The sequence below is a fragment of the Terrabacter sp. FW104-15G4B genome, assembly GCF_058790095.1.
Genome location: NZ_JBYTCI010000004.1, coordinates 167,445 through 179,379, shown reverse-complemented (window position 1 = coordinate 179,379; position 11,935 = coordinate 167,445). Strand labels below are relative to the sequence as shown.

Sequence of the window (11,935 nt, the reverse complement as noted above, 5' to 3'; positions counted from 1 at the left end):
GAGACAATACGGACGGCAGCCGAGGAGGTCATTGACCGGGGACGCAGACCTCGTTGCCTTCGGGGCCGGCCGACACGACCCGCGCTGGATCCCCCTGACGCGAGTCCACACGACGGGCGCCATGAGGGACCAGACGAGCCACTTCGGCGTCCTGATCGTCGGGCCGGAAGTCGAGGTGCAGTCTGCTCTTGGCCTTCTTGGCCTTCTTGGCCTTCTTGGCCTCATCGAGACGCACGAAGTCCAGCCCCGGCGTGCGATCAGGTCCGGGACGGATCTCGAACTCGTCGGCAGTCGAGTAGACGACGGACCCTGCCAGAGGACTTCGACGGAGTGTTGCTGCTCACGGCGCATGCCCGCTGTCTCGAGCACTCTGACCGAGGCGTGGTTGTCGGCGTTGCACGCTGCTGTGACTCGGCGAGGACCGAGCCGCGAAGGATGCCGCCATCTCCGACCAGCACGGCAGGAGTCGGCCTGCCCGATGCGCCTCCTCACGACCCGGACCTGTGGTGAAGTGGATGGAAGCCCTCAGACGCTGGCTCACAGGTCGACCAAGATTCGCGGGAGGTCGTGGTGACGGGCAACAGATCCACTCGAGCGGCGCTGATCTGCGGCGCCTTCGCCATCGTCGCCATGGGCTGCAGCGACTCTTCCACCAAGGCCACCACGGAGATCGCCCCTCCGACGGTCGCGGCTACGTCCCTCGCCCGACTCGACTATGTCGCTCAAGCCAATCAGCTCTGCACGGAGCTCCAGCCGAAGGTCCTCGAGATCTACGGTGGCGGTGGACATCCGGCTCCATATCCCATCAAGGTCTTCGAATCAGAACAGCCGCAGCTCACTTCGCTGTACCGGGCCTTCGACGCCCGAGTGGACGCCATTCCGGTCACCGACGCCGACCGGCCGGCGGTCGCAGCCTTCAAGGCATACCGGCGGGTGTCCGACGTGGCAACGGCGAGGATGGCGGCGGCCGCCGCGACCGGCAGGCAGAACACCTTCGACGCCGCCTACTACGAAATCCACAAGATGTTCGACAACAACCCGGCGATGAACGAACTCCACGCGGCGGGGATCAGCTGCGACGCGCGCTGAGCACGCTTCCGGCGCTTGGGTACCCGGCGAGATGCGAAGCGTTCCTCGGCGCTCGAGTCGATGACGACGGACGAGGTCGCCCTATGGGCCGGCACACCGGCATGCTTCAGCGGATTACCCCGTAGACGGCATACGGCCGCCCATGCCCCGGCCCGCCCGGGATTGGGGCCTGCGGTCCGTGGCAGCGCCGCTCGTGCCCTCGTCCCGATCCGCCTGCCATGCCACCAGTGTTGACGCGCTGCCGACTCACGTGCGACTTGCTTCAGCCGTGTGTGGGCATCCAGACGCTCGGGCCTTGTGGGATGCGGGGCCCCCATATGCGGGCGCAGCAGGTCACGCGGATCCGCGCCGTTCGAACCATTCTCGCTGCATCTGCCGGCGCTGCGACTCAACGGCGCACAGGCGTTTTGCCGCCACGCAGCGACGGGGGCGGCGGGTGTGGCACGGACGCCGCATCCGTCGTCCCGCAGGCCCGGGTAGAACGAACCCGGAGACCCGCCACAGGCGCCACCTCCCGCATCAGGTCATGCGCGACGAGGGACCCAACCCCTGGTCCAAGGTCCTGCTCAGGGGGCTTCGCCGCCTGGGCCCACCCGACGGCTCCAGCAGGAGGCGATCATCTGGGCGAGGGCGTTGTACTCGGCTTGGGTGACGTGAGGGCGTCGTGGCGTTCATGGCAGCCCAGTCGGTGGGCGTAGCCGCACCAGCCAGACACGGCCGGTGGCTTCCATGTTTCCGGACCACTGGCGGACTTGGCGGTGTTGACGGCCCGAGATCGCGGATCCGTCGCGTGCGGGGTTGGGCGTACCGCCGGGCCAGAAGGCCCCCGAGGCTGCGAAGTCCTGACACGATGCGTTTCCCTGGCCCCCCGGTGGGCCGTGTCCGGCCGCCTCGGGCCGTTGGCATGGCAGGGCAATCAGAGTACGTTTGAGGGTGTCGGGGCAGAGTGGCAGTGGGGGTTCCATGCGTCTGCGATCTGTGTTCTCGGTTTTGGCAGTCACCTTGACCATGGCGGCCGTGGGGGCGTCCCCCGGTTCGGCTCAGCCTGGAGGGGACGTCCGGGTGAGCGTGGGAAGTCCCCCGACGCCCTTCAGTCAGAACAAGCAGAACGAGCCGGCACTAGCGGTTGACGCCAACCACCCGTCGATCCTGGTTGCGGGGGCAAACGACGAGATCGACATGGAAGCGTGCAATGCCGGCGCAGACAACACCTGTCCGTTCACTCCAGGCGTCGGAGTGTCCGGGGTGTACTTCTCGTTCGACTCCGGCACCCACTGGATCCAGCCGACCTATACCGGTTTGACCGCGCGAGACTGCCTCGGGGCGGTCGGTGCGGCTGACCCCGGCTGCACGGCGCACCCTGGGCCGATCGGGACGTTGCCGTGGTACGCCGAGAACGGCCTCGTCTCCGATGGTGACCCTGCCGTGGCGTTCGGACCGCGGCCCGGCCCGGGCGGGTTCAGCTGGGCGAACGGCTCCCGTTTGTACTACGCCAACCTCACGTCCAACGTGGGCGCGACCCGCTCGGAGCAGACCTTCAAAGGGTTCGAGGCGATCGCCGTTTCCCGTACCGATAACGTCCAGGCCGCCGCCGCCAGCAACAAGGCCGCGTGGATGCCGCCGGTCGTGATCTCCCGGCAGTCCTCGACGACCTTCTCAGACAAGGAGCAGATCTGGGCGGACAACGTCTCTTCCAGCCCCTACTTCGGCACGACGTACGTGTGCTGGGCATCGTTCCGCGGGCAGGAGAAGGGCAACGCCGCACCTGCGCCGCTGCAGGTGGCAGTCAGCCATGACGGCGGTGACACGTGGACACAACATCAGATCTCAGCTGCCGCGAACAACAGCCAGCGCAACCCGACCGACGGATGCACGATCCGCACGGACAGCCACGGCAACGCCTACGTCTTCGGAGTGGGCACGGTCCCCTCAGCCGGGAACCAGGCGTTCGAGCTGATGTCGGTGTCGACCAACGGTGGAGCAAACTGGTCGCGGCCAACGCCGGTCGCAGGACCGGTGACCCAGCCGGGGGTCCTCGACCCGGTACAAGGTCGCCCGGTGATCGACGGCGTTGCCGGCGCACGCAGCGACCTGGCGCCAGCACCCAGCGTCGACATCGCCAACGGTGCCCCGACTGGCGCCGGTGCGACAGACCGGATCGTGATGGCGTACGTCAGTGGAACCTTGGCGATCCCGCACGTCTACTTCACCGAGTCGACAAACCGAGGGTCCTCGTGGCTGGCCCCGCGGGCGATCGAGTCGGGAGGCGATAGGGGCCTGTTTGCCGCTCCGGCCATCTCGCCCAACGGGACTGACGTATACGTCGTGTACAACGCCTTCACCACCCCTTACCAGCCGACGACATCCACACCCCGCGCGCTGGTCGGCGTGGTCAAGCACGCCGACTCCTCAGCCACCCCGGCAGCCCCCACGAGCGCATTCACGGAGCTGCACCGCGGTGCTCCCGGGGATCCGCGGGGCTCGAGCGCCAACGCGTTGCTCTCCGAGTTCCTCGGTGACTACGTGTACGCGGTCGCAACCCGCACCTACGGAGCGGGAGTGTGGAACGACGTCCGCAACGCGGCCGACTGCCCTGCCATCGACGCCTGGCGGCAGGCGCTGCAGAACGGCCTCACTCCACCAGCGCCGGCGCCTGAGCAAGACTGCCCGCCGACCTTTGGGAACTCTGACATTTACGGTGGCTCCTACCCCGACCCCACGCCGTAGCGAAATCGCCCTCGACCAGAAGTTTCCGACTCTCGACCCGGGGACTAGTTCGGCTCGAGTCCGAACGACCAAGAGTGGATAGTGCGTCGCGGATGCGCCACGAGATGGCCGCTGTGGACATGCCGGCGTAGACGTAGGGCAGGAGGCTCTCCCGGTGTACGTCCACCAGTCCAGCACCATGCCCGGGTGCGGGCCGGGGGCATCTGAACCACCGCGGACCCAGCAGTGCCGGCGGCTGGGTGGCACCGGCGGGATGGGATGCTCGTGTCCACGCCCAGATCCGCGCCCCAAGGCACCAGTGTGGCGCACACCAGTGTGGGCGCGTCCTCGAGCGTCTGTTCGACACGGATGGACGTGCGCGCCCGGCCGTTCGGGCGATCTGACCTGCGAGTCCATCTGGTTCCGATGATCGGTCAGTCGGTTGACGCTGGGGAGTTGCCTGTGATTGCTTCCCACACGAGGTCGCCGCGGTCGTGGCCACCCAGTCCCCTGGTCAAGTACGCGGCTCCATAGTTCTTTGCCGGCTCTGCCAATGCCGAGCAACCCCCGGCGCCTCCCATTCCGAGTTCGACCCGTCCGTTCTCATGGCTGATCTGGAACCCGAGGGTCCAGGTGACAGGCCGGTTCAGCACCAGGTCATGCCCGGTCGCCGCCGGCCCGATGTAAGCCCGCCACAGGTCGTGGCCGAGGCGGGTGGCGACCAGGCCCTCGGCCCTGGTCACATCGTCGTAGAAGGACGCCAGGGCCAGGGCGGTGGCGTGCAGGGCAACGGCCGGGAACGGGGTACGCCGGAAGCGATCAGAGTTCAGCACCTCCGGCTCCAGTAGCCCGGGTGGTCGCCCCAGGGCCGGGCCCCATCGGGGGTCCTCGAGGTAGCCGGACCCCCACGCGCCCGTGTCGTCCACCAGAGTTGCCACGCGCGACAGGTCGTGGTCCTCGACGCGCAGGTGCAGGTCCCATCCGGCGGCGGCCGCGATTCGGGCGAACCGCTCCGCCAGAGGCTCACCGCTAGCTCTGCGCAGGACCTCGTCGAGCAGGTGACCGTAGGTCAGGGCGTGCTCGGCGACCCCCGCACCGGGCGGATGGATGGGGGCAGCAGCGGCCAGGAGCTCCACGAGCGACTTGCGGTCGTCGTACTCAACCCGCGCCGCATCCTCGGGAAACGCGGGCAGCCCGGCTTGGTGAGAGAGCAGGTGACGCATCGTCGTGCGTTCCTTGCCGGACTGTCCGAACGCGGGCCAGACCGAGGTGACCGGCCGCTCCAGCCCGAACTGGCCCTCAGCCACGGCGTCGAGAAACGCCAGCGCAGCGAACGGCTTCGCGACCGAGAACGTCATCACAAGGGTGTCCGGGGTCCACGGTGAAGCCCCGTCGCGAGTGCCGGCGCAGTGGTCGATCTCAACGGCCCCATCACGGACGACTGCCACCGCACCGCCCGGCTCCCGTCCGGCTGCGGCGAGCGCGTCGACGACGTCGGAGGGATGCCCGCTCACGTGTGGCCACGCTACCCCCGTATGGACTCAGCCGCCCCAGTGTTGGGACGCCGCGGGCGACAGGCCAGCTCTCGAAGCCGGCCGATGACGAGCGACTCATCCGGAACCTGAGGGGAGCACGCGGCAGCTGCTTCAGTACACGGCAGCGTCAAACACGTGAGTCGGCTAGGCCAGTACGATCGCCGTGTTCGATCCCAACACCCAGTTTCTGCAGCGCCCAGCCGTAATCGGTCAAACGATGGCCGTTCGACGGTCACAATGACATTTCGCCGCCGCCGCGCCTCAGAAACGTTGGACGGCGCCGGCGATTACGCATTCAGACCTCCGCACAAGACTGCCAGCTCGAACAGGTCCTTCCGCGGCGGCCATGTGAACGACCAGTCCTTCGCCGTGGTGAGCTGATCCGTCGCCGCCTGCGCGTGGTGAGCGAGTGGCCGCCTGGTCGGCTGGAGCGGGTCGCGATGACTGCGCTCGTGAAACGCGGAAGCGCTCTTCCTGTCATGGCTCCCCTCTGTGTCAAGACGCGGCGGGAAGCACGGTTCTAGGGTGGGTGGTGGCGGGTCCGGGAAGTGGCTTGTCCGAAGAGCTGGTGTGGGGTTGTGAGCCGGCCGCGCTGGAGTCAGAGTCGTTGCCCCGGTGCCCTCCCGGGCCCGTCACCTGCCCCGTCGCTGTGGTGATCCGGCCGGCGACGTAGTCGCCGAGCATCGTCCGGTACACGAGGTCGGACAGGCGCCGTTTGAGGCAGCGCATCGCTTCCATCGAGCTCGTCCCAGCGGCCTTCTTCCGGTCGAAGTAGGCACGGCCCTCGGTCGCGGTCCGCAGCTGGACGGTGGCCATGATGTGCAGCACCCGGTTGACCTGACGGTTCCCGCCACGAGAGAGCCGATGCCGCACGTGCTCGCCCAAGGACGCGTCGATCGGGGCGGTCCCGGTCCAGGAGGCGAAGTGGTTGCGGTCCGGGAACCGGGACAGGTCCCCGACCTCGACCAGCAACCGCGCGGCACCCGACGGTCCGACCCCGTGCAGGCCCAGCAACGAGGTGCCGGTCGCCGCGACGAGCTCCTTCAGCTCCTTGTCCGCGGCCTTCTTCCGCGCGTAGATCCGCTCGAGGTCGACCACCAGCTCCATGGCCACACGCTTACGGGTCTTCCCGACCGCGTCACGCGGTCGGACCCCGGCCAGGATCGTCCTGGCCTGGGCGGCGGAGAGGTACTTCTTCGCGCCACCAGGCAGCATTTCCAACAGGATCCGGTGCAGCTGGCTGACCTTGCGGGTGTGCTCGTCCCCGATCGAACGGCGCCGGTCGACCAGCAGCTGCAGCACCTCGAGCTGCGCATCGGACACGACCGGACGCAGCCCGGCCATCCGGGTGCCGACCAGGGCGACGGAGTGCGCGTCGGTCGCGTCGGTCTTGCGGCCCTGCCCGGTGGCGAACACCCGCGCCCGTGCGGACAGCTTCGCCGGCACGTCCACCACGTCCTGCCCATCCGCGATCAACCGATGCGCGATGTGCCGACCGATCTCCTCGCAGCCCTCGATCGCCCACACCCGATCCGGCCACGCCGTCACGTGCTCGAGCATTAAGGCGTAGCCCTCGACCGTGGTGTCGAACCGGCCACCGCCCACGACCCTCTCGTCGGCCGTCATCGCCTCGATCGTCACCGTGCGCTTGTGCGGGTCCATCCCGATCACGACCCGTTGAGCCTGCTGCACCTGCTCTTCCATGACGTCCTCCGTTGCCCTCAAACCTGTGGATGGTGGGGCGTGGAGGGCACCGCTACTTCGAGCAGAGCAATCCCTTCTTGAGCCTCCCCTGCCCGGCGGTGCCCGGGCGACGCAACCCATGTCAGAGCCGCACGACAAGGCGTGGGCAGCCGCGTTTTGCGAGCGACGAGCCGGGACACCTCAACCGAAGCCTGCGCAGGCATCGGTCCTACCGTCAATGAAACAAGTAGCCGCATTGAGGGCGGCTGCGCACGCCGGATCATGTGGTCGCGGAGTCGCCGGCACTGCCTGCTACCCCGGGTCGACGGCGACCATGCCGCCACGCACCATGAGCTCGATGAAGGGCGCGTTGATGGGCTCGCGCGTGAACCAGCGACGGAAGTACAGCGGCCCGCGTAGGGCCGAGGCCATGGCGTTGATGTCCACGTCGGGCGAGATCTGCCCTCGTTCGACGGCGCGCTCGAGGGCCGCGCGCATCGGCGCGGCGTGCCAGAGCTGCAACCGGCTGTGGAGCTCGGCGATTTCGGGTTCGCGCTCGGCGGCGTCCATGATCGAAGGCATGATCGAGGACCATCTGGCGGTGGCGAGCAGGTCCGCCAGCTCGGTGAGAATGGCGCGCAGGTCGCCTTCGAGCGAGCCGGTGTCCGGTGGGGCCTGGTCGCCGTCGGTCATTCGCCGGCACGCGTCGATGATGAGCGCATTCCGGTTGCTCCAGTGGCGGTAGATCGTCGTCTTGGCCACGCCGGAGCGCTTCGACACGTCCTCTATGGTCAGGCCACCAAGGCCGGACTCGGTGAGCAGCTCCAGCGTCGTGGACAGGACCCGCTCGCGCGACAGGAGCACCCGCGGATCCTTTGACGGTGCACCTTCCGCCTCCACGGGCCGGGCGGCCGCTCCCTTCGCGGCCTTGGGCTTCTCGACCTGCGCTAACCCAGTGTCGCGAACACGAGTTCTTGAAGTCTTGCCCGTCACTGGTTCCCTCCTCGTCGATGACACGTTCGCTACGCTACTGTAGCGTTGCGCACCTCATGCTGAGGGCACGCTGCCCCGAAAACACAGAGTGGAGAACGTCTATGGACCTCGGTTCGGTTCGAATCATCACCGCCAACCTCGACACCATGGTCGCCTTTTACGAACAGGTGACCGGCGTGCAGGCCTCCCGGCCGGCACCAGTGTTCGCCGAGCTGCAATTCCCCTCCTGCACCCTGGCTCTGGGCGATGCGAGCACCGCGGCGCTGTTCAACGACGCCGCCCGGCCGGCCACCAACGAGACAGTGATAATCGAGTGGATCGTCGACGACGTCGACGCCGAGTTCGAGCGGCTCGAGCCAATCGTGAGCCAGTGGGAACAGAAACCGACCCAGATGCCGTGGGGCAACAAGTCAATCCTCTTCCGCGACCCGGACGGCAATCTCGTCAATCTCTTCACACCAGTCTCCCCGGAAGCGATCGAGCGGTTCAACAAGTACCTCGGCAAGTAGGGCACCGTCACCCTTGCCCACGTCCGCCTGTCGGGAGTTGGCATCCCTTGATCCGCGTGAGGCGTTTACCGGTCATGCCGTAACCAGTTCTGCCGAGGCGACAGGATCGTGTCGTTACCGCTGCCTGTTGGGTCTTCCTCTCACACTCAGGTGATTGAGAGCACGAACGACGAACAGTCCGACGGCCGGTTCCCTTTTGCAGAGATGCTCGCGGAGGTAGCCGAGTCATTTCGCGCGGCAAAGGCCAGCGGCGACGCGCACCCGGACGGACACATCATCGGGTGGAGCCATGTGCACCTGCGCCACTCGGCACTTGCGTCACTCCGCCGCGACAGTGGCGCTGCGCATAGGGATCGCCTGCCGCAGCGGCCACGCGCCTCCAGCACCTCGTGGGCGGAGAATGGACGTCCCGCCCCCACAAGTTCTCGAGCTACGTCGAGAGTCTCTTTGGCAGGCAGTGGCTCGGGTCTGCTGCACGAACGGGTGACAGTTTCGGTTAGGCCGCCAGGGTGGCGGTTGTCGTCATGATCAACTCGTACTGGACGGGGGTCAACCGCCCGAGACCGGCTTGTCGCCGGCGGCGGTGGTAGGTGCGTTCGATCCAGGTGACGATCGCGATCTGCAGCTGTTCGCGGGTGGCCCACGAGCGACGGTTCAGGACGTTCTTCTGCAGCAGCGCGAAGAACGACTCCATGGCGGCGTTATCGCCGGCCGCGCCTACGCGCCCCAAGGGGCCGACCATGCCGTGATGGTGCGGCTGGTGGAAGGGTTTTTCAGGCGCTTAACGTTGGGCGTTTTGGAGAACTTATTCAAGGAGTTGAATCGGAGTTTCCGTATAGCCCGAGTTGTCGAACCCGTACGCTCGTCGGACAAGTCAATCGAGCAGCGCGGTGCCCTTCGTGGGCGTAGAGAATCTTCCCGCAGCTGGTTGCTGTTGCCGATCATGATCGCGTTGCCGCGCTCGGTGCCTGGATCGCACTGCCCTGGCTGACGAGTCTCCCGATTGCGTGACGCTCGCGCTCCGAGCGCGGGAGCATGGAGGCATGTCCCGTCCCTGGACGGTGACGGCCCGCCTGCCACTGACCACTGTTCTCGTCGTCGCCATCCTCGCGCTCTCGGTGGTGACCCGGACCCTGTGGCACCCACTTCTCGACCAGCAGCTGCGCGCCTCCGCGGCCTATGGGCTCCCGGCGTTCGATGAGGGGCGCTGGTGGACGGTCGCGACCGGGGCCTTCTTCGCCTCTCGGCCCATCCAGTACGTGCCGATCCTGCTGGGGCTGGTGGTGTTCGGCGGCTTCGCTGAGTGGCGCCTCAGCACGCGGCGATACGCCATCGCTCTCGTGACCGCTCACGTCGTGGGCGTCGTGGGGGCCGCGGGCCTGCTCTGGCTCACCCGGGACCACGGCTACCACTGGACCACATCGCTCGCTCACGGCCTCGATGCCGGCCCCACAGCCGGCTTCCTCGGTGCGGCCGCCGCGGCATCCGTCACTCTGACACCCCCGTGGCGGGGTCGGTTGCGTACGGGTCTCGTCACGGCCGTCGTACTCCTGGCCATGCATTTGGGCTCACTCGCCGACCTTGAGCATGTCCTCGCGGTCGCGTGGGGCCTGGCGCTCGGTCCGATGCTGCTGGGCCGCGCACCGTCCCTGACCGCGCGCCAGCTGACGCGCCGCGACTACCGACTCCTGGCATCGGGCTTCTTCCTCATCGCTGCGGTCGAGGTCTTTCTGCAGCCGTTCACCTCGGCCGAGGGACCGTGGGTGTCGCTGCTGTCCGAACAAGGGCGGGCGGAGGCGCTCGCCGACCAAGACCTGATCCCAGCCGTGATTCAGGCTGTGCTCTGGTTGTGGCTGGGGCGGTCGCTCTACAAGGGGCGTCGACGTGCGTGGCGCTGGGCGGTCGGCCTGCTCGTGGTCGTCATGGGAATCCAGGTCGCGACCCTCGTCATCATGGTCGTCAGCCGTGAGCAGGGGCTCCTCGTGGCCGTCTGGGAGCTCTCGGGGAACGGGTTGGGACTGGCCGTTCTCCTCGTAGGGCGTCGCGCGTTCCGCAACCCCTCGCCGCGCCGCGCGCGTCGCACGACGGGGAGCCTCGTCGCGCCCGCGGACAACGAGCAGCGCTCCCACGCCGCAACGTTGCTGCGCGAGTACGGCACGGTCAACCGGCTCGCTTGGATGACGACCTGGCCCGAAAACCGGTGGTTCGAGTCCGCTGTCGCCCCGGGCTTCATCGCCTACCGGCTGCACGCGGGAGTGGCGATCGGCCTCTGCGATCCCGTGGCGGCCTCCGCGGAGTACCGATCGGCCCTCCTCGGGGCGTTCGCCGACACCGTCCACGCCCAGGGACTCGTGCCGTGCTTGTTCACGGTGACCTCGGAGGCCTCGGACAGCGCGAAAGCCCAGGGGTGGCACTGCCTCCAAGTCGCCGAGGAGGCCTGGATCGACCTGCCGACGCTGGAGTTCGTCGGCAAGGCCTGGCAGGACGTCCGCACGGCGCTCAACCAGGCGGGCAGGCTCGGCATGCGGTTCCGGCTGGGCCCCCTCGCCGAGATGCCCCGCGGGATCCAGATGCAGGTCAAAGCCATCTCGTCCGAATGGGTGGAGGACAAGGGGCTGCCCGAGATGGGCTTCACCCTCGGCGGAGTCGAGGAGGCACTCGACCCCGCCGTGCGTGTCGGGCTCGCGATCGACGACGACGGGACCGTGCACGGCCTCACGTCGTGGATGCCGGTCCCCGCGCGCGGCGGGGAAGCGGCCGGGTGGACGCTCGACGTCATGCGCCGACTTCCGGGCGGCTTCCGCTACTCCATGGAGTTCCTCATCGCCTCGGCCTGCCAAACCTTCAAACAGGAGGGGTGCACCGTCGTTTCGCTGTCCGGGGCGCCGCTCGCGAGGACCGCGCCCGGCTGGGGCGACGAAGGTCTCGACCCCGGGACTCTCGACACGTTCCTCAATCGGCTCGGGGCCTCACTGGAGCCGTACTACGGGTTCCGGTCGCTGCACGCGTTCAAGGCAAAGTTCCAGCCGCGGCCCGAACCGTTGTACCTGGTGTTCCCCGATGAGGCGGCCCTGCCGCGAATCGGGCTGGCCCTGAGCCGGGCATATCTACCGGAGGCGGGTGTGCGAGACCTTGTCGCGCTCGCCAGGTCCGGGCACGCCTGACGGCGCGAAATGCCCGTCGCGCTTCGGCGGCTGGCGCGTCTCATGAGTAGCCGCGTTGGCAGGGATGTGTACGCATTGCCGCACCTGCTTGATGGGTGCTTTGGCGACAACAGCACGGGCGCCGGTCGCAGGGAAGCCGGCGAAACACCGGCACCACAGATCCCAGCTCGCGCCGGAAGACCTGACGTGTCGCAGTGCAGTCCGCCCCGAGTCTGTGCTCGGCGGAATGCGAGCCACCAGGGGTGCTCGTCCTCCG

The 11,935-nt window shown here is 67.9% G+C and carries 8 protein-coding genes and 1 pseudogene; 4 read left to right on the top strand and 5 right to left on the bottom strand.

All coding sequences use genetic code 11. From position 1 onward, the window contains the following. Positions 1-28: 28 nt before the first annotated feature. A complete protein-coding gene (locus tag AC3WRT_RS05550; RefSeq protein ID WP_492720191.1) occupies positions 29-316 on the bottom strand; it encodes a VOC family protein in 288 nt (95 codons plus the stop codon). Between the two features lie 251 nt (positions 317-567). Between AC3WRT_RS05550 and AC3WRT_RS05545 the strand changes: the two genes are divergently transcribed. Together AC3WRT_RS05545 and AC3WRT_RS05540 are read left to right on the top strand one after the other, a co-directional pair. Next, entirely contained in the window at positions 568-1,089 is a 522-nt protein-coding gene (locus AC3WRT_RS05545) for a hypothetical protein (protein WP_492720088.1), read from the top strand. A 1,236-nt stretch (positions 1,090-2,325) separates the two neighbouring features. Then, positions 2,326-3,816 carry a sialidase family protein gene (locus AC3WRT_RS05540; protein WP_492720086.1) on the top strand — a complete coding sequence of 497 codons (1,491 nt, stop codon included), beginning with the start codon at positions 2,326-2,328 and terminating at the stop codon, positions 3,814-3,816. A gap of 413 nt (positions 3,817-4,229) precedes the next feature. Here AC3WRT_RS05540 and AC3WRT_RS05535 read toward each other — a convergent pair whose 3' ends face one another. The 3 genes from AC3WRT_RS05535 to AC3WRT_RS05525 form a co-directional block, all read right to left on the bottom strand. Further along, a complete protein-coding gene (locus tag AC3WRT_RS05535) occupies positions 4,230-5,309 on the bottom strand; it encodes a serine hydrolase domain-containing protein (RefSeq protein ID WP_492720083.1) in 1,080 nt (359 codons plus the stop codon). 516 nt (positions 5,310-5,825) lie between these two features. Continuing rightward, entirely contained in the window at positions 5,826-7,034 is a 1,209-nt protein-coding gene (locus tag AC3WRT_RS05530) for an IS110 family RNA-guided transposase (RefSeq protein ID WP_492720080.1), read from the bottom strand. A 291-nt stretch (positions 7,035-7,325) separates the two neighbouring features. Next, a complete protein-coding gene (locus AC3WRT_RS05525; protein ID WP_492720077.1) occupies positions 7,326-7,877 on the bottom strand; it encodes a TetR/AcrR family transcriptional regulator in 552 nt (183 codons plus the stop codon). 230 nt (positions 7,878-8,107) lie between these two features. Between AC3WRT_RS05525 and AC3WRT_RS05520 the strand changes: the two genes are divergently transcribed. After that, positions 8,108-8,515: a VOC family protein gene (locus AC3WRT_RS05520; protein ID WP_492720075.1), complete on the top strand. Its 408-nt coding sequence runs from the start codon at positions 8,108-8,110 to the stop codon at positions 8,513-8,515. A 496-nt stretch (positions 8,516-9,011) separates the two neighbouring features. Here the strand turns inward: AC3WRT_RS05520 and AC3WRT_RS05515 are convergent. Beyond that, positions 9,012-9,263, bottom strand: a pseudogene (locus AC3WRT_RS05515) (integrase core domain-containing protein); the annotation flags it as partial. Positions 9,264-9,558: 295 nt separating this feature from the next. Between AC3WRT_RS05515 and AC3WRT_RS05510 the strand changes: the two are divergent. Further along, positions 9,559-11,679 (top strand): bifunctional lysylphosphatidylglycerol flippase/synthetase MprF, encoded by a 2,121-nt coding sequence (locus AC3WRT_RS05510; protein WP_492720072.1) that lies wholly within the window; start codon positions 9,559-9,561, stop codon positions 11,677-11,679. Positions 11,680-11,935 lie beyond the last annotated feature (256 nt).

What these genes read in the sequence shown, in the direction of transcription:
- AC3WRT_RS05510 (WP_492720072.1), top strand. Translation starts at nt 9,559, where the DNA reads ATGTCCCGTCCCTGGACGGTGACGGCCCGCCTGCCACTGACCACTGTT.
- AC3WRT_RS05520 (WP_492720075.1), top strand. Translation starts at nt 8,108, where the DNA reads ATGGACCTCGGTTCGGTTCGAATCATCACCGCCAACCTCGACACCATG.
- AC3WRT_RS05530 (WP_492720080.1), bottom strand. Translation starts at nt 7,034, where the DNA reads ATGGAAGAGCAGGTGCAGCAGGCTCAACGGGTCGTGATCGGGATGGAC.